The organism is Pseudoalteromonas sp. S408 (assembly GCF_005886645.1).
Classification (GTDB): domain Bacteria; phylum Pseudomonadota; class Gammaproteobacteria; order Enterobacterales; family Alteromonadaceae; genus Pseudoalteromonas.
In genome coordinates this window covers 1-19,459 of sequence record NZ_PNDY01000016.1, presented here as the reverse complement: position 1 = coordinate 19,459, position 19,459 = coordinate 1, and the positions used below count along the sequence as shown (strand labels likewise).

The following is a 19,459-nucleotide window of genomic DNA, read 5'->3' as shown; positions in this document are numbered from 1 at the left end:
CCTGATTTCACTCAGGTTTTTTAAACATAGCTCGTAAGTTTGCGACTCTGGCCTGCCCTTTTTCCATTCGCTCTGCCTGAGAACTTGGCGCTTTTTTGTTTTCAAATGCCAAATCATCTTGCGGCAACTCTTGCACAAATCGACTTAACTCTGTTTCAGAGGTTTCACCAAACTGACGGCGTATCTTTGCGTATGTAAGTGTTAACTCTTGCTGCGCACGAGTGATACCAACGTAAGCGAGTCGACGCTCTTCGTCTACGTTATCCTCGTCAATACTAACCTGGTGAGGTAGCAACCCCTCTTCCATACCAACCATAAACACATACGGATACTCTAAACCTTTAGAGGCATGCAATGTAAGTAACTGAACAGCATCGGATTCATCTTCTTCCTCATTACGCTCTAACATATCGCGCAGTGTCAGTTTACTAACCACTTCGGCAAGCGTCATCGGTTCGTTATCAGCGTCTCCAGTTAGCATGTCTGTGATCCAACGATACAATTCAGAGACATTTTTCATTCTCATTTCGGCTGCTTTAGCACTAGGCGATGTTTCGTAAAGGTAAGCTTCGTAATTAATATTACGCACTAAATCTTTCACCGCCTCTAACGTATCACTGCGTACCGCATTGTCTGACAATTCGACAATCCATCGAGCAAACCCAGCTAAAGCGTTAAAACCTCGCCCTTTTAATCTGTAGCCTAGGTCGTTATCAAAACAGGTAGCAAACAAACTTTGATGTTTTTCATTAGCTAAGGTGCCAAGCTTTTCAAGCGTGACCGTACCTATTTCACGACGAGGGGTATTCACAATTCTTAAAAAAGCATTGTCATCATCTTGATTCACGAGTAAGCGCAAGTACGCCATTATGTCTTTAATTTCTGAACGCGCGAAAAACGACATGCCGCCACTTATTTTATAAGGGATACGGTTGCTCATTAATGACTTTTCAAAGCCGCGTGCTTGGTGATTTCCACGATACAAAATAGCGTAGTCTTTGTAGCTTGTGCGCTTCATAAATTTATGCGAAATAATTTCAGCAACTACACGCTCTGACTCATGCTCTTCGTCGCGACAACCAATCACTTTTATCGGCTCACCATAACCTAACTCACTAAATAGCTTTTTTTCTATATCGTGCGGGTTATTGGCAATGAGTATATTGGCAGATTTAAGTATTCGCTGTGCACTTCGGTAGTTTTGTTCAAGTTTTATAAGCCTAAGTCCGGGGTAATCTTTACTTAAAAGAACAAGATTTTGCGGACGCGCACCACGCCAAGAGTAAATAGATTGATCATCATCGCCCACCACAGTAAAACGCGCTCTCTCGCCCACGAGTAGCTTTACAAGCTGATACTGGCTGGTATTGGTATCTTGATATTCATCCACCAGCAAGTATTTAAAGCGTTGCTGCCAGCGCTCACGAGATGTTGCGTTACTAGTCAGTAGTAATGTGGGGATCATAATCAGATCGTCAAAATCTAATGCATTATAGGCACGCAATTGGGTTTGATAACGGGCATAAAGCTGTGCAAATAACGCTTTTTGCGCGTCACGCGCTTCACGTATTGCTTGCTCTGGCAGCACTAGCTCGTTTTTCCAGCTACCAATTTCCATCTTTAGCAGCTTAAGTAAATCTTTGTCTTTTTTTAATTCATCTTCGGTGAGTTCCGATAACAGCTGATTGGTATCTTGATCGTCAAATAACGAAAAACCAGGTTTAAAGCCGAGTGTGCTCAATTCTTTTTTTATTATTTCTAAACCCAGTGTATGAAACGTCGATACCCATAACCCTTTAGCCTCTTGCTTACTAAGCGTTTGTAATACGCGCTCACGCATTTCTTTAGCCGCTTTATTAGTAAAGGTAACAGCCGCAATATTACGTGCTTTGTACTCGCACTTTTGTACCAAATAAGCAATTTTATTTGTAATAACGCGGGTTTTTCCAGAGCCAGCACCAGCAAGAACTAAGCATGGGCCACTGATATATTTTACCGCTTCATCTTGTTTTGGATTAAGTTTCATAACGACCAGAATGATTTAAAAGACGCGCAATTTTAACGTAACCATTACTACAGGCATAGCGATTGCCATAATTAATTACGCAAACATGATCATGTGTTAAATGAAGTGGGTATAAGGTAATATTAGTCATTATCATTTTAGGCAATGCCGAAGGGACAATTATGATCAACCCAGCAAAACTAGAAGAAATTGCTAAGCAAATTACGAGTAATATGCCACAAGGTGTAAAAAATTTAGCAAACACGCTAGAAGGTAAAACAAAGCAAGTTTTACAAAACAAGCTTGCTGAGATGGACTTTGTTAGCCGAGAAGAATTTGATATCCAAAGCCAAGTACTTATCCGTACACGCGAAAAACTAACTGAGCTAGAAGCTAAAGTGGCAGTTCTTGAACAGCAACTAAGCGAAAAAACAGACGTTGAATAATTAATTTAACGCATAAAAAAGCAGCCTAAGCTGCTTTTTTTACATTATTATGTATACATGAAATTAATATCTATTCAAATAGCTCATCAAGCACATAATATTTATGCGCCTCTTCTTGCTTTAAACTCACCAATAACATTTTTACAGCAACTTGCTTGCCTGTTATGGGTTTATAACGCTTTAAAACGCCAACTTTTGTAAGCAATGGTAAAATAACACTGCCTATTTTTTCAGCTAGCCTAAAGTGATCCCGCGCCCCTAATAACAGTGACGGTTGAAAAACACTCGTTTTATTAAACGCCAAAGGCATAACCGCTTGCTCTAACTGCCCCTTCATTTTTAAATAAGCACTGCTGCTGTTTGCATTTGCACCACTTGATGACACTAAGCAATAGTGTTTCATACCATTACATGAAGCAAGTTGCGCGGCAATAAATTGATAATCAAAGTCGACTTTACGCTGTGCCTCAACAGAGCCTGCTTGTTTAAGTGTCGTACCTAAACATGAAAAAAACACATCACCTTTAAATAACTCACTGTATTGAGTCAGCTTTTCAAAATCAATAATATGGTTAGTTAACTTTTTATCGGAAAGTGGTAACGCTCGGCGTGTTATAGCAACAACTTTACTATACTCAGCACAGCTGAGTAATGCCGTCAAAAGCTCAGATCCTACTAAACCTGTTGCGCCAATAACAACCGCCGTTTTCGTCATTTATTTACTCACAACCTGCTTTTTTAAATACATGTTGGATTGCACGTTTGTAACTGTCTGACTCTTCCTCTGCACACGTTACAACCGCTTCTAAGTCATGTAAATGGCCGTTTTCTAAACCATAAACCCATCCATGAATCGTTAAGTCTTGGCCTCGCTCCCATGCATCTTGCACAATATTGGTTCGACATACATTACGAACTTGCTCTATTACGTTAAGTTCTATCAAGCGGCTTAATCGCTGTTCTTCATTTATACTGTTGAGTTGCTCTATGTGCTTTTCTTTTACATCGCCAACATGACGAAGCCAATTATCAATAAAGCCAAACTTTGCATCGTTCAGGACCGCTTGAACACCACCACACCCATAATGACCAACGACCATAATGTGTTTAACTTTTAAAACTTCGACTGCGTATTGCATCACTGATAAGCAATTGTGGTCAGTATGTACAACTACATTGGCGACATTGCGGTGTACAAATAGCTCACCCGGTAATAAATCAACTATTTGATTAGCTGGTACACGAGAGTCTGAACAACCAATCCATAAGTACTCTGGGTTTTGCTGCATAGACAAAATTTTAAAAAACTCTGGGTTCGCTTCGCTTGTCCGCGCAGCCCAATTTTTATTATTATCGAACAAATTTTTTAATTTTCTCATTGCATCTCTTATTAAGCCAAAACGACTATTTATTGGGTGGAAGGGTTATTATTGGCAAGAATTAAAATATTCCGAGGCGTTAACTGCTTTTCACAAAAGGTTTTAAGACTTACTTGATAGCCATGCTGTTGCAAATATAAAGCACGATCGAGCACAAGCCAAACCTCAATTGCTCTTCTGAACACATGTCGAACCAGTTCAATTCTGTCAGTCACCTTTTTTCGAGCGACGCCTTCAGATAAAAAGCGAACATAATCAATGGTTTGCGGTATTTTTAATGCTTTTTTATCCCCCGCCCACTCACAAAATGATTTAAATGAACCTGAGAACACCGCCTTATTAACTGAGGGGACACTAACGTAGTACGGCTCATTGGTAATTGACCTCCTCAGCGCATCAAAGCCCAATCGCCACTCAAGTTCTGTTTTTCGTATTTTATCAACTCGAGATGGTGCTGTTACTGTTTCTTGCAGAGCCAGTTTTAAATCACGGTGAGTTAACCTAAGCTGACTTTGCTTGGCAAGCTCGCTCATTGGCAAGTAATCGTTCGGTGTGAATAAATGATAGCAACACGGTGAGAAGCTAATTTGCTGTACGTTTGCAGCTATTGCTTTGTGTATCATAGCTTGATGTAAAGCGCCGCATGCATGAAGCGCCACAGCATGCATATCAGTATTAAAGAATAATGTAGTGTCATCATGTAATACATCCACTTGGCTAAATTGTATCGCCAAGCCTTGTTGCTTTGCGCTTTTTTGACCCTGTTCGCATAAATTTGCCTGCAGCTCAAGGCTATTAATATGTATAGCACCGTTGAATGCCAGCATGCGACCTAAATGCCCTTTACCCGCACACCATTCTAATACCGGTAATTTTGTGTTTGGCAACGCAGACACAAAGTCTTGAAGTTGTTCGAACTTACGCCCTTTTATGCCATTACTAATCCAAAAAGGGTAATCATATCGGCGGGTATCTGCTTGGGGTAATTCACATAATAGCTGTAATTCATCAAGTAACTTAATATGCGGATTAAAAAAATCTATTAATTCATTCTGCTTGGTATCAAGTGTCGCTACTTGCTCATCGGTTAGGCTGTTTAATATGCCTTGCAGTTCAGGCCAAGGGATCGCATCAAAGTCAAAAGCGGTGCACTGCCAATAGGCGCGAGTCCGCTTTAAAATAGAATCAAGTGAAGTAAATTGCTCGGCTAACGTCATAACAGCTTAATTTATTAAAAGGCGGCCAATTGTATCAGTAACATTAACAGCCATTAAACGGTTATTTTTTTACTAAACATTAAACGCAAATACAGAGGTATAGAAATAACACTCACAATCATCGCTGCAATTAACATCCATGATAGCTCCATTTGTTCCGGCCGCTGATATTTATAAATAAAACTGGCTTTAACCTTGTCAAACTCAGTTTGGTGAATACCGTACAAGTCTGCAATTAGGCGCCACTTTGGAATAGACATATGCCCCAAACTGGTTGTTGCTGGCATAATATACTCTTTTAGCATTTCAGCCTCGTATGCTAATTCATGGAAACTTTTGTTAGGTGCGTAAAGTATTTGGGTTACCGCAATGGCCTCGTCCATATTCATCATTGCGTAGCGCCACCCCTTTAGGCTGGCTTGATAAAATCTTTCGACCGTTTCTGGGGATGTGTTTAACATTTTCCTGGTGGTGTATAAGATATCTGCATAGACGTCTATGCCGTAACGCTGAGGACATATTAGGCGATGTGATATACCTCTCTGAGTCATATTGTAGGGCTCAGTAGATAAATAAACTTGCATTGCATCAAGCCTATTTTCAATCCAGGCTTGGCTTGGGTTGTCACCGTTATATACGCTAAGCAAGCGCGTATTTACTCCGCTGCGAGTAAGCATAGCCATTAACTCATTGCTATCGTTGTGGCTCACTTTACTAATGCGCTTATTTACAAAATCACGAGGATGAAAAATATCAGAAGTGTCTCTTACCATCCAACAATAAGGTGAATATTGCAAGATAGGCGCCATTGCTACGAAAGGTTGGCCGTTTATACGTTCTTTTAAAATACCCGAGTGACCTACACCAAACTCTGCTTTGCCATTAGCCACAGCACTAAACGCATCAGGTATTGTTAGATCTGCGGGCTTTATGGTTACATCAAGACCCACATCTTTATAAAACCCTTTTTCTTTGGCCATGTAGTAACCAGCAAACTGAAACTGATGTGTCCATTTTAATTGTAAAGTGACCGATTCTTGCGCCGCGATTTGGCCACAAAAACAACACAATCCAAGTATTAATCCTTTAAGTAGCAACCAAGTTTCCTCAAAAATATAGTGGTTACCTGTAACTATATGTAAAACAAATGATAAAGCAAGCCCCCTTGTAAGGGGCTTACTGGTGAGTCGCTGTTAAACTGAAGCGAGCTTTGCGGTTTTGTCTGAGAGAGATTGCGTCGTTAAAAATTGTGTAAAACACGGGTTATGCGTTTCATCTTGCACGCTATAGCCTAAGTCATTTAGATGCTCGTTAAAGGTCTCAAATTGATTAGGCTCAATAGCAAAGCCAGCTAAAACATAGCCCATTGAGCCTCCTTGACTCCGATAATGAAATAACGTGATATTCCAATCGTTACCAAGTGTATCTAAAAAACGCGCTAATGCACCGGGATATTCGGGAAACTCAAAACGTAACAAACGTTCATGCAGTTTTTCAGGTGCTTTACCACCAACCATATACCGTACGTGCAATTTAGCGAGTTCATTGTCTGATAAGTCGCAGAATGCGTAATCATTTTTAGTTAGATCTTGTTTAAGCTCATTGAGTTCCTGCTCTCCTTGACGCAGTGCAATACCTACAAATATTTGCGCTTCACCTGGGCCTGCGTAGCGGTAGTTAAACTCAGTAATAGCACGGCCACCTAAAGACGCACAAAACTGCTTAAAACTACCCTTCTCTTCTTTAATGGTAACCGCTAATAACGCTTCGTTTTTTTCACCTAGCGCAGTGCGCTCTGCTACATAACGAAGACGATCAAAGTTTAAATTAGCACCCGAAAGCACAGCCGCTAAATGAAGCCCCTTTAAGCCCGATTGTTGGCTCCACTTTTTAAGCCCTGCCGTTGCAAGGGCACCAGAGGGCTCTGCAATTGCGCGGGTAGAGACAAAAATATCTTGCATAGCAGCACAAATTTCATCGCTACTCACAGTGATTACTTCGTCACAAAATTTTTGCGCTAAGCGAAATGTTTCACTGCCGATAATTTTTACCGCAACACCATCGGCAAAACTGCCAACTCGGTCAAGCTCTACCGGCTCTCCTGCTTTAAGTGCAGCTTGTAAACATGCGCTCTCATCGGCTTCAACGCCAATGACTTTGATATCAGGGCGTAACGACTTGATATAAACAGCCATACCAGCAAGTAAACCACCACCGCCAACAGGTATAAATACCGCATCAAGCTCGTTGAGTTGTTGCATTAACTCTCGTGCTACAGTGCCTTGGCCAACAATCACGTCGGGGTCGTCAAATGGTGGAACAAAAATGCCATTACGCTGCTCTGTAAGTTCAAGCGCATGAGCTTTAGCTACATCAAACTGATGACCATGTAATACCACCTCTGCGCCTAAAGCACGTACGGCGTTAACTTTTATCTCTGGCGTTGTAACAGGCATCACAATCGTTGCCTTGTGCCCTAAATGCGAAGCGCTTAATGCAACACCCTGAGCATGGTTACCCGCCGATGCCGTAATGACAACCGAGCCTTTGGGCAACTTATTAAGTTTATTGAAAGCGCCCCGTAGTTTAAACGAATACACCGGCTGCTGATCTTCACGCTTTAACCAAACATGATTACCTAACTTCGCACTGAGGTCGGGCATTTTACTGACCTCAGTGACTTTAGCCAAGGGCTCCATATTTGCTTGAATAATTGCACGAAAATAATCGAGCTCTTGAGAAACCATAATTAGCTAAGCTCCTCCAACTTTTCTAAGTCACGCACTGCACCCTTGTCCGCACTGGTTGCAAGTAATGCATACGCTTTTAATGCCGACGATACATAGCGCTCACGATCAACCGGTTTGTACGCCAGCTTGCCACGTGCTAGTTGCTTTTGCTTACGCGCTTCAAGTTCTTCATCGCTTAATGCAAGCGTAATCTCACGCGTTGCAATATCAATAATAATTTTGTCGCCATTTTCAACATACGCAATGGCACCGCCGCTTGCCGCTTCTGGCGATACGTGGCCAATAGATAAGCCTGATGTACCACCTGAGAAACGTCCATCGGTGATCAATGCACACTTTTCAGCTAAGCCTTTTGATTTTAAGTAGCTCGTTGGGTACAGCATTTCTTGCATACCTGGGCCGCCTTTAGGGCCTTCGTAACGGATAACAACAATGTCACCGGCTTTTACTTCGTCGTTTAAAATGCCTTCTACTGAATCATCTTGTGATTCGTACACCACTGCAGTGCCTTCAAAATGTAGCATTTCGTCAACTACGCCTGCGCTTTTAACAATACAACCGTCAACCGCTAAGTTACCTGAGAGCACAGCTAAGCCGCCATCTTGACGAAAAGCGTGCTCAACACTGCGGATACAACCGTTTTCACGGTCGTTATCGCCTTCATCCCAACGGCATTCTTGGCTCATTGCTTTTGTAGTACGAATACCAGCAGGGCCTGCGCGGTAAAACTTTTGTGCGGCTTCGTTTGTTGGATCTGTCGCATCCCACTTTTTAACAAGCTCCCCCATGGTCATACCCGCCACGTGGTTTACCGATAAATCGACTAAACCGGCTTTACCCAACTCACGGATAATAGCCATCATGCCACCAGCGCGATGCACATCTTCAATGTGGTACTGCGCTGTTGCTGGAGCAACTTTACATAAAAATGGGGTTTTACGAGATAACTCATCAATGTGCGACATGTCAAAATCGACGCCGGCTTCTTGTGCCGCAGCTAATAAATGCAATACCGTATTAGATGACCCACCCATGGCAATATCAACAACCATAGAGTTCATAAACGCTGTTTTGTTAGCGATAGCGCGAGGCAGTACGTCTTGGTTATCTTTTTGGTAGTACTCACGGCATAAATCAACAATACGCGCACCCGCTTCTATATATAGTTGCTTACGATCTTTATGAGTTGCAAGCGTTGTACCGTTACCCGGTAGTGCAAGGCCAATAGCCTCTAATAAGCAGTTCATTGAGTTTGCAGTGAACATGCCTGAACACGACCCACAAGTAGGACATGCAGAGCGCTCTACTTGCTCTGAATCTGCATCACTTACTGACTCATCAGCGCCTTTAACCATGGCATCGACTAAATCAAGTTTAATATCAATGTTAGCAAGTTTTGTTTTACCCGCTTCCATTGGTCCGCCCGATACAAAAATAACCGGTATGTTTAAGCGTAGCGCTGCAAGCATCATCCCAGGAGTAATTTTGTCGCAGTTAGAAATACAGATCATCGCATCGGCGCAGTGGCCGTTAACCATGTACTCAACCGAGTCGGCAATTAGGTCGCGTGATGGGAGTGAGTAAAGCATGCCACCGTGGCCCATAGCGATACCGTCATCAATAGCGATGGTATTAAATTCTTTTGGTACACCACCCGCTTGAGTTATTGTTTCAGCCATTAGCTCACTAAGCTGATTAAGGTGAACATGCCCTGGTACAAATTGCGTAAACGAGTTAACTACAGCAATAATTGGTTTACCAAAGTCTGTGTCGGTCATGCCTGTTGCGCGCCACAATGCACGTGCACCTGCGCGTTTACGTCCTTCAGTTGTTGTTGCACTTCTTAATTTAGCCATAGTTACCTCTGTTTTGCCGCTCTGTAAGCGGGCATTCCTCATTCTAAAAATTGGTGAGTAACTGTTATTCAATTACTCGTAAATTGGTGTTGTTAGTAATTACACAGCTTGCTGCTGTAAATTTTGTAAAGTGATTTCTTTAACGTCCACCAGCTTATTTAACTGGCTTGTTAACAAGTGGATTGGCTTATCGCTATCAACTGTCATCGCTACATTATAGTGGCCATCATCCATATTGAGCTGAAAATGCGTAAGATCAAAACCACGGTGACGCACTACACGCAAAAAACGCTCGACCGCTATACTTTGGCTCTTTAATGCAATAGTTAGGCTGTGTTTCATTGTGCTTTCTCCGTAATCATTTCGTCATTTGCAGCCCCTGGTGGTACAAGTGGCCATACGTTTTCTTTATCGTCTATGCAGGCATGTAATATGTACGGCCCTTTGCTGTTAACTAATGCAGTTATTGCATCGTCAACTTCGTTTGCTTGTGTAATTGTTTGCCCAGGAATACCAAATACAGCGGCTAATTGAACAAAATCAGGGTTATCTGAAAGGTTTGTTTCAGAGTAACGTCCTTCAAAAAATAGCTCCTGCCATTGACGAACCATACCTAAGCGTTGGTTATCTAGTATCAGTATTTTTACTGGTAAGTTGTTACGGCGAATAGTCGCAAGCTCTTGAATGTTCATCATGATTGAGCCATCACCCGAGACCGTTATTACAAAATCATCCGGGCGCGCTACTTGTGCACCTATGGCTGCTGGTAAACCAAAGCCCATTGTGCCTGCACCACCACTACTTAAATGGTTGCTTGGGTGGCTAAACTTCATGTGTTGCGCTACCCACATTTGATGCTGACCAACATCGCAGCACACCACGCCTGTTTTTGGCATACGCTGGCTTAATTGGTTCAATAAATACGGGGCAAATACTTTTTCGCCTGGGTAGTCGTAGCGCCACGCATGTTTTACGCTTAACTGCTTATTTGTATCGCACCATGCTTTAGGGGTTACAACACATTCAAGCGCCGGTAATGACGTTTTTAAATCAGCAATTAATGAGGCCTTAGCTGGTTTACGTTTACCGACTTCAGCCGCATCTATATCTAAGTGAATTACTTTTGCTTTAGCGGCAAATTTAGCTAAGTTACCCGTTACGCGGTCATCAAAGCGAGCGCCTATACACACTAATACATCGCACTCTTGTACTGCTATATTAGCGGCTTGTGTACCGTGCATGCCTAGCATACCTAAGTAATGTTCATAATCTGGTAATACGCTGCCTAATGCCTTAAGTGTTGATACTGCTGGCATCTGCGTTTTATTTAAAAACTGCATTAACTCATTTTGCGCATCAGCCGCTTGCACACCGCCGCCAACATATGCGACTGGCTGCTTTGCTTCACTTAATAACTGATTTGCAATAGCAACTTGGTTTAAATCAAGTTGCGGTAAGTATTCATCAGCGGCTAACCACGGCTTAAAAGGCACTTGCGCCATTTGAATATCTTTGGGGATATCCACAAGCACAGGACCAGGGCGACCACTTTGGGCTAAGTGCATGGCCTCTTGTAGTATTTCGGCTAAATCTTCTGGACGCTCTACCATGTAACTGTGTTTTGTGCACGAAAGTGACATACCTAGTACATCTACTTCTTGAAATGCATCTGAGCCAATGGCTGCAGTAGGTACTTGGCCAGTAATTGCTAATAATGGTACTGAGTCCATCATTGCATCGGCAAGTGCTGTTATTAAATTAGTTGCCCCAGGGCCTGATGTTGCTAAACATACGCCTAATTTACCTGTGCTGCGGGCATAACCTACAGCAGCAAAACCAGCACCTTGCTCGTGGCGAGTGAGGTAATGCTTGACTGGCGCACCATACAGCGCATCGTAAATTGGCATAATGGCCCCACCAGGGTAGCCAAATACCTCTTTTACGCCGTGTTTGGCTAATAAGTCGATTGTGAGTTCTGCGCCTGTCATTAATAAATCCTCATTCTTCAGTGACAACCTAATTAATTTTTACCCTTAAAACTAAAAAGCCCTCCGAACTGTTAAGTGCGGAGGGCTTTTTAATGCTCAAGTTTACAGCACTACAAAGCCCTCGCGGGAATAATCACCACGATAATAATCAGGACTAGTTTAAGTGCAGTTGTAAGCATGTAATTAACACCAAATTTAAATAATCTGTTGCGAAAGTTCATCTTTCGCTCTGTTATGTATTAGTACCGCGCTGAGCGGCTTAAGTCAACACCAAACTCAATTCAAAAAAAGCACTAAAACCCAAATTAAGTGGTTTTAAAATTCACTAAATACAACCATAAAGGAATTTTTATGTTTTAATTTAAAGTATAGAAATTCACTATTCTTATATTCCCCATTTATGGTTTGATTAATTTTTGAGTTTTAGTAAAAATTAAATTAATTTTTTTATACAGATAGTATTTAGCTCTTCCGAATAGTTTTAATGATTATGGCTTGCGACTGTACAAAATCAAAAAACGTAAATAGAACAAACACTCCACTCAGCGCACATTAGTACCAATACCCTCACAAAAGACGTTTGATAAATACTGAATTTAGCACTGCTGTATAGGCAAATTTAGGTTAGTATTTGTTTAACTCAACAACAGGATTTGAAGGACAAATCATGAAACCGATACCTCGTATTAGTTACTTTTTCATTATGGTGCTGCTTACAGTACTAAGCTTTAATAGCCTTGCAACACCAGCTTTATATAAAATAGAAAAAAACGGCACAACATCTTATTTATTTGGCACTGTTCACGTAGGTGATGCCAGTATGAAAGGCTTGCCTGAAAATATAACTCAAGCCATTGAACAAAGTAATGAAGTGGTTGTGGAAGTGGATATTAGTAAACTTACTCCATTTGAGATGCAACAGCGCTCTATGCCATTAATGATGCTAAAAAATGGCAAAACATTACAAACAGAACTATCAAAACAAAACTACAAAAAGCTTAAAGATTACTTTGCAAAAAAGTCGATTGATATTGCCATGTTTAACACCTTCAAACCGTGGGCTGTAATGGTAACTATGATGCAAATTGAATTTCAAAATGCAGGATTTTCTGATCAAACAGGCATAGACAAGCAAGTACTTGCTTACGCTAAAGAGCAAAATATAAAAATAAGCGAACTAGAAACCTTAGAGCAGCAGTTACAAATGTTTGATGGTATGGCGCTATTAAGTAACGAAATGATTGAAGAAACCTTCGAGCAACTTGCCGACATTAATACTTACTTTATTAAGCTAGTAAACGCGTGGAAAAATGGCGATATGGATACGCTTACCGAGTACTACAATATGAGCTTTGACGATAGTAATTACGGTGAAATAAGCGAGCAAGTCATGCTGGTTAATCGCAATAATAACTGGGTTGAGCAATTAGTGCCTCGCTTAAATAACGAAAAACTATTTATTGCGGTAGGTGCACTGCACTTACCAGAGCAACATGGCTTAATTAAGCAGCTAAAAGACAAAGGTTTTAGTGTTACTCGACTCTAACCTCATTGTTATACTTAGGGTGATATTAATTGCCCTAAGGGTTGCTAATACTATTAGTCTAAACTCTATTAAAAAGCGTAAATCAATGCGCTAAGTTCAACAAATACTAATTAAGAAATCGATTTTGATTTAAAAAACATTGTTGATAACAAGTTTAATTTTCGTTGTTTAATTTTTCTAAATAAGCGTTTTATAACGCAGATAGCGACACGTTTGATGATTAAGTATGATTGCGGATTAGTATCCCACTTACAGAAAAAATACATGTCATTTTCTCAAATATAACCTTTCTTTGAAAAAGACCCATTGAGCGTTTTAGATTACCTATTGCAAATAATTTTTACTAAATTAACGCTGAAAATAACGCTATATGATCAATTTATTATTTAGGGTTTAAGCTACCTATTAACACTTCAGCCAACGCTTGCATGCTGATAGGTTTAAAAACATGCCCATTTGCACCTAATTGAGTAGTAATTGCAATATCACTTTCTGATGTATTAGCGGTAACCACAATAATAGGCGTATTAGCGTCAAAAATGCGTATTTTTTTAATAGCTTTAAAGCCATCCATTATTGGCATATTTAAATCCATAAAAATAACCTGGTATTCGTTTTTAGTGGCCATCTCACAGGCGACCTTTCCGTTTTCTGCACATTCATAGCTGTAGTTAAGTTGTGAAAGAATTCGCGTTAATAAGTGCATGTTTAACGGGTTATCTTCAACAACTAAACAATGCAGATTTTTAGGTAACAGCGCACTTAACGAAGGTGCACTTTCATCAATCACAACGGGCATTTTCAGCGTAACGCGCACCCCATTTGGCGATGTATTTTCAAACACAATATTTCCGTCAAAAGCATCAACAATGTACTGCACCCTTGCAAGGCCTGTTCTTAACCCTTGAAAGTGATTATTTTGATTAGATGAATCAAAGGTTAACCTGCTGACTGGCTTGGTTAACCCTGAACCTGTATCCGCGATTGTTACTGTTAATTGCTTATTGCTAACACAAGCCTTAACAGTAACAGCCCCCTCTTCTGTAAACTTTAAAGCGTTGCCAACTAACTCAGCTAACACTTGCTGAAAGCGTTGATGATCTAGTTTTATAGCTTGATCAATTGTCGAATCAAGTGTTGTAACTAAGGTAATGCCTTTTTGGCTGTAACCAAATTCATACCCTAAAAGCACTTTATTGAATGACTGAAGTAAGTTTTCATTTGACGGTTTCAATGCCCAACGACCTAAACTAAGTGCCTGTAAATCTTGTAGCTCGTCAAGCATTGCTATTATTCTTGATGCGCAATAAGAGGCCTGTGTTTTAATCGATTTTTGGCTATTACTGACCTCTAACGAATCAATCGAGGCAATAAAGCCTTGTAGTGGCGTTCTAAACTCATGACTTGCTCGAGCTATAAAGTGTTCTTTATTTTTGCTCACTTGCTGCGCAAAATCTTTTTGCTGTTGATACTTGGATAACGCCTTAGTGATCTGCTTTTCCATCGGTATGAACACAAAGCGTAATACACCAATAAGCAATAACATAGTTAGCAACCAAAAAAATAGCTCGGCTGAAGACACCCACGCCACTTTTTTAACGGACTCTTTTTCAAATAAACCAACAGCTTGATCTAAATACTTTAGTAACTCTTCCATGCGCTTAACAGAAAACACATTGGGGTCTATTTTTTCCTGTTTATACAGTAGCCCTTCTACCTGTTGGATAAATTTTTGCACGCGCAAATCTAGCTCAATAGGTGATTGCATATATAAGTTGATAAGCTCAGGGCTGAGATATTTATATTGACCATTATCGTTTTTTAACAATAAATATTGATGGTTTGCTTTAAATAGGCTGAGCGATGCATCTAAAGACTGCTGATGATCAGTACTAGGGACTTGCGAGGTTAATAACTTATCACCATGCCATGCAATTTTTTGCGACAGCATTCGCTGTTTACCAACAATGTTAATAATGTTTGCATCATTTTTTTGTACTGAAAAAAAGTACTGCATTAGTGATACAGAAACACTAATTAATAGCGCAATAGCGATTAATGCCCACCGATTACGTAGGCGAATATTTGCAACAACTTCAAACATAGTTAGCCTAACTTTTTGGTTTAAGTGTAGTCCAATTACATCAATATCTATGCTTAATCTATAAATATAAAAAAGCCCAACTCAAAGCTGGGCTATATAAGAGGATTTACTATCTATTTTCTAAACGATTGTAATCGAACATCCCGTATTCAATACCACGGTATTTTTTTGCTGTAGCGTGCAAAATATCGCTGTATTGCCAAAACTGGGGATGAGAACGTCTAATACCAAACTTAGTTTTTAAAGCTGCGTAGTCAGCTTCAACTTGCATCATAGGTAACTGTTCAGCAAAAGCCTCAACCTGTTGTTCATTATTCAAATACCAAATGGAAGCTGGGTAGTCACCTATAAAACCGGGGACGATTGTTGCCGTGTCTTCGTCAAAAGCTCGTTGACCGTCTTCATTTAATAAGCTCGAAATATTGTAATGCGCGTTATGATGAATAATCGTATAAGCCTTATGGCTATCGTCATCTTGCTTTACTAACACAAACGATAACTGCGGTAGTAAGTTTACTGCTTTTGCAGGCATAGCATTAATGGCACTTAGTGGTTTAGGTACTTGTTTATAATCGTAGTGCTCGCTTAGCACTGGGCTTAGCGCCTCTTTAATTAGTGCATATAACTCTTTTTGAGGATTGTTTGTTTTATAAGTTATACCGCTTGGCTGACTAAACTCACGGTTATTTTTAAAAAACTCAGCAAGGCTTGGGGGTGATTTTCGATACCACTGGCCTTTAATTTTATCTCGTTTACTTTCAGGTAATAATGCTAAGAAGTTTTGCTCTCCTTCTAAGCGTAAAAAATCCATATACAAACGCGTTACCAGTTGGTGCCCAATATTGCCGTAAACATCAAAACCAGCAACCAGCAAATAATGAATTCGCTCAAATAAGGCATAATCCAAAATCCAAGTTGTTTTTGGCTCTTGGCCAATAAAACCTTTCACCACGGTGGCGCTGTCAAAATGACGAAATATAGTCAATGCTGCATTTTTATTGTGGCCATCTCCTTTCCACAATAGATCTGTTGTTAAATGCTCGCCACCTTTAAACATCTCATTAGCTAAATTGACCTTTGCTTTTAAATATTTTTGCTCCAGAGCTGAGTATTTAACCCAGTTAGCAATGGGAAATGCATTACTTTCCTCTGCGGCGGGTAATTCAAGTGCGTCTTCATGCTGCATTATCATTTGTCCAACCGCTGGGGTTGCTACTTTTTTGGGATCAGCAAAAGCAACCCAAAAGTGGTCGTTAATCACATTTAACGCAATTTGACCACGGCAAACTGGCCCTTTTATAAAGCCCATAATAATTAACTCAGCTTCATCAAGCATAAATTGATATTTAGAATCAATAGGGATCACTTCAAACGTTTTAAACGGATTTGATGCAGACTCTGCCTTGTAGCTTGGCATGCTTTTAACCGTATACTCTGGTGCAATGAACTGTTGGTATAAACGGGCCAACTTTTCATCATTTAGCTTAAGCGGTAAGTGAGTTTTAGATAAAATAGTGCTGCGATCATGCAGTAATCGGTAGTAAACACGGTTAACCTTAGGATCGTCATAAGGTCGGCGTGTGCTTATTAATTTTATTTTTTCACCGGGTGGCGTGCTCGAGCGAACAAGCTTAAAAAAGTTATCTGGGGTCTTTTGGTCAAAATATATGTGAGCTAAAAACCAATGCTCGTATATATAGCGAGCCGATAACTGATACTTCAAAGCATCTTGGTTTAAAAAAGCTTCCCAACGCTTAACCTGCTCAAGCTCAAACTCAGTTGGCGGGTCAATGTGCGCCATCTTTCCGCCTGCTTTGAGCCATTTCTGCAAATGATTAAACTCATCACGAGATACACCCGGTAATCCATAAGGCATACCAGCATGAGGTTGTTCACTCGCTAATTGATCAAACTCTCCCATAGTGGCACAGGTTTGAGAGCGGCTCAGCGAAAAATCAAACTCATCACCTAATATTTCATTTGCAGGTAATTCATGACTTTGTTTCAGTACTAAACTATTAAACAAGACGCTACCAGCTAAGTTAGCTTCCTCAGTTTGTACTCGCTCATTTAAAACAGGGGTGAAGTTCTTTTCACGCCATTGCTCTGTCGTTGTAGCATCAAATAACAATCTACTCGGCGTTGTAGCAAGTAAACGAGTTCCGTCGTAGACAAGGTCTTTGCTTACCCCTCTATCTATTCCTTCAGGGGATGATAGCTTTAACTGACAAGGTGCATCGTAACAACCATGACAAACAACACACCGAGTATCGAGCACAGGTTTTACATTCTGTAAAAAATTAGCCCCTTCGCCAGTAGTATGAGATACGATACGCTGCTGAGATTGTTCATTGCCAAATATCTCATTGTAGTGGGCATTACCTAAGTATGCACAACCACTGAGAATAACTAATATAACGATACCTATGAGTTTGTTCATTCGTCTTCATCACCCAGATCGAAGGTCGGCATCATATCCATTTGCGGAGATATAAATACATCTTGGTTCTCAGTATTGAGTACAACACTAAGAACAGGACCATGAATTAATGTTATTTGCGCACTGTGCGGATGATCTAACACAGGAGTATAAGCAGGGTCTGTAATCAATAATTCATAATCTGTCACTGTAATAGCTATGCTGCTATCCTCTGAAGGGTTTTGGCAAATTTGAGCAAGTAAATCATCATCAAGTGGTATTAATATTTCAAAATCAGGCTGTTCTAAATCTCTATCACTTAAAGACTCATTTAATAGAAATAAAGGAAGGGTTAAATTGCTATCTTGTTCAAATTCCATTGTCTACTCAACATGCATAATTTATATAACTGGCATTATAACAAAATAACAAAAAATAAAACGTTAATGCCAATACCCAAAGTAGCTAAGTGCAAGACAATCCTCTCATGCACTTATCAACATATTGTAAACGCTTTAATCTTTCGTTTGGATCACCGAAAAAACAGCACCTTGAGGATCGCAAAGAACGGCAAACCGACCAACTTCAGGTACTGTAGTAGAAGGTACACATAATTGAGCTCCCAGTTCCTGTGCCTTGTTGGCTGTTGAATCGCAGTTATCAACTAAAAAATAAATCATCCAATGAGGAGGAACCTCCTCAGGCCATTCATTATTCATTTCAAGCATTCCAGCAACAGGCTTACCATCCAGCATGAATAATGTGTACTCCATACCATCCATTGGTTTTATTTCACTTTTCCATCCCAGTAAAGCACAATAAAACTCGTTACTAATTTTACTGTTGCGTGTAGCTAACTCATGCCAATAAGGCGTTGATAGCTCTGAGAGACGCTTGCATCCTTTATGTTCTCTACCTTGCCACAAAGCAACTGTTGCTCCACCCGGATCAGTAAGCATTAACATCCGGCCAGCATTCATAACATTGTGCGGGCCCGCAATTATTTCAGCTCCAAATTGTTTCGCTTTTAATGCGCATTCATCCACATCGTCTACCGCAATATATGTTAACCAACTGCTTGGAATACCCTCTTGAATTTGCTCTTTTGGCATTTCGTACATAGCGGCAATGTCGTCATTCTCTTTTTGTAACATAGTATAAAATAGATCATCGCCTATAGGTTGATCATCATTACCCCAGTCAAATAAAGACATATAAAAAGCCTTACCCTCTTTCCAGTTATGTGTACATAGCTCTGACCAGCAAAAAATACCTTGTGGATAATTGTCCATATTGAAGCCTTTGTTATTTTTATATTAGGCATACTCTTAAAACGTAGTACGCACGATTAAATTTTAATTAGCTTAAATCAATAACTATTAAGAGTCGATGATAGATATAAGGAACGTGTTGAAATCTAAATTAGAGCATCTAAAACAGGCGCTCTATTTTTAATACCATACACGTTATTACCTTGCTGCATTTAGTCCAATTGAGAAATATGGAGTTAACTAGGGCAATACTCTACATCTAATTATGTTATGTATTTAGTAGTTATGATGAAATAGATGAGCGAATATGGCTTGGTTTAATCTATCTACTTTAGTCCAAACAGCCAAAGACCCATCACATTGTTGTAACGGGTTTTTCTTATTTGGAGCTTTGCAATGCCATAGGGCTCACCGCGTTGGAAGGTCACAGTGGAATGGGGTACTATCATGGCCAATCCATTCGATAGCCAAAACACTT

At 40.3% G+C, this 19,459-nt stretch carries 15 protein-coding genes; 2 read left to right on the top strand and 13 right to left on the bottom strand.

All coding sequences use genetic code 11. The annotated features are described in order from the left end of the window. Positions 1 to 7: 7 nt before the first annotated feature. A complete protein-coding gene (rep, locus tag CWB62_RS13285) occupies positions 8 to 2,026 on the bottom strand; it encodes a DNA helicase Rep (protein ID WP_138530828.1) in 2,019 nt (672 codons plus the stop codon). A gap of 161 nt (positions 2,027 to 2,187) precedes the next feature. Between rep and ubiK the strand changes: the two genes are divergently transcribed. Next, complete coding sequence (gene ubiK / locus CWB62_RS13280; RefSeq protein ID WP_138530830.1) at positions 2,188 to 2,451, top strand: ubiquinone biosynthesis accessory factor UbiK; 264 nt, start codon at positions 2,188 to 2,190, stop codon at positions 2,449 to 2,451. A gap of 70 nt (positions 2,452 to 2,521) precedes the next feature. On the opposite strand, the gene CWB62_RS13275 is transcribed toward ubiK, so the two are convergent. The 8 genes from CWB62_RS13275 to ilvG form a co-directional block, all read right to left on the bottom strand. Next, complete coding sequence (locus CWB62_RS13275; RefSeq protein WP_138530832.1) at positions 2,522 to 3,166, bottom strand: Rossmann-fold NAD(P)-binding domain-containing protein; 645 nt, start codon at positions 3,164 to 3,166, stop codon at positions 2,522 to 2,524. A 4-nt stretch (positions 3,167 to 3,170) separates the two neighbouring features. Beyond that, on the bottom strand, positions 3,171 to 3,830 hold the full coding sequence (gene can, locus CWB62_RS13270; RefSeq protein ID WP_058403890.1) for a carbonate dehydratase: 660 nt from the start codon (positions 3,828 to 3,830) through the stop codon (positions 3,171 to 3,173). A 29-nt stretch (positions 3,831 to 3,859) separates the two neighbouring features. Beyond that, positions 3,860 to 5,047 carry a methyltransferase gene (locus tag CWB62_RS13265; RefSeq protein ID WP_138530834.1) on the bottom strand — a complete coding sequence of 396 codons (1,188 nt, stop codon included), beginning with the start codon at positions 5,045 to 5,047 and terminating at the stop codon, positions 3,860 to 3,862. A 53-nt stretch (positions 5,048 to 5,100) separates the two neighbouring features. Then, entirely contained in the window at positions 5,101 to 6,144 is a 1,044-nt protein-coding gene (locus tag CWB62_RS13260) for an ABC transporter substrate-binding protein (RefSeq protein WP_138530836.1), read from the bottom strand. A gap of 96 nt (positions 6,145 to 6,240) precedes the next feature. Then, positions 6,241 to 7,794, bottom strand: a complete 1,554-nt coding sequence (gene ilvA / locus CWB62_RS13255) for a threonine ammonia-lyase, biosynthetic (protein WP_138530838.1) — start codon at positions 7,792 to 7,794, stop codon at positions 6,241 to 6,243. Between the two features lie 2 nt (positions 7,795 to 7,796). Next, complete coding sequence (gene ilvD / locus CWB62_RS13250) at positions 7,797 to 9,653, bottom strand: dihydroxy-acid dehydratase (RefSeq protein WP_138530840.1); 1,857 nt, start codon at positions 9,651 to 9,653, stop codon at positions 7,797 to 7,799. Between the two features lie 99 nt (positions 9,654 to 9,752). After that, positions 9,753 to 9,995 (bottom strand): acetolactate synthase 2 small subunit, encoded by a 243-nt coding sequence (gene ilvM / locus CWB62_RS13245; protein ID WP_006793049.1) that lies wholly within the window; start codon positions 9,993 to 9,995, stop codon positions 9,753 to 9,755. Further along, positions 9,992 to 11,641: an acetolactate synthase 2 catalytic subunit gene (gene ilvG / locus CWB62_RS13240; RefSeq protein WP_138530842.1), complete on the bottom strand. Its 1,650-nt coding sequence runs from the start codon at positions 11,639 to 11,641 to the stop codon at positions 9,992 to 9,994. The genes ilvM and ilvG overlap by 4 nt, the downstream gene beginning before the upstream one ends. A gap of 667 nt (positions 11,642 to 12,308) precedes the next feature. Here ilvG and CWB62_RS13235 point away from each other — a divergent pair. Continuing rightward, positions 12,309 to 13,187 (top strand): TraB/GumN family protein, encoded by an 879-nt coding sequence (locus CWB62_RS13235; RefSeq protein ID WP_138530844.1) that lies wholly within the window; start codon positions 12,309 to 12,311, stop codon positions 13,185 to 13,187. A gap of 382 nt (positions 13,188 to 13,569) precedes the next feature. Here CWB62_RS13235 and CWB62_RS13230 read toward each other — a convergent pair whose 3' ends face one another. The 4 genes from CWB62_RS13230 to CWB62_RS13215 form a co-directional block, all read right to left on the bottom strand. Continuing rightward, on the bottom strand, positions 13,570 to 15,291 hold the full coding sequence (locus tag CWB62_RS13230; RefSeq protein WP_138530846.1) for a response regulator: 1,722 nt from the start codon (positions 15,289 to 15,291) through the stop codon (positions 13,570 to 13,572). A 109-nt stretch (positions 15,292 to 15,400) separates the two neighbouring features. After that, positions 15,401 to 17,731 carry a fatty acid cis/trans isomerase gene (locus CWB62_RS13225; RefSeq protein ID WP_138530848.1) on the bottom strand — a complete coding sequence of 777 codons (2,331 nt, stop codon included), beginning with the start codon at positions 17,729 to 17,731 and terminating at the stop codon, positions 15,401 to 15,403. Beyond that, a complete protein-coding gene (locus CWB62_RS13220; RefSeq protein ID WP_138530850.1) occupies positions 17,728 to 18,090 on the bottom strand; it encodes a hypothetical protein in 363 nt (120 codons plus the stop codon). The genes CWB62_RS13225 and CWB62_RS13220 overlap by 4 nt, the downstream gene beginning before the upstream one ends. A gap of 135 nt (positions 18,091 to 18,225) precedes the next feature. Continuing rightward, the gene (locus CWB62_RS13215) at positions 18,226 to 19,002 is read right to left on the bottom strand and encodes a VOC family protein (RefSeq protein ID WP_138530852.1); all 777 of its coding nucleotides are present in this window, start codon (positions 19,000 to 19,002) and stop codon (positions 18,226 to 18,228) included. Between the last annotated feature and the right edge of the window lie 457 nt (positions 19,003 to 19,459).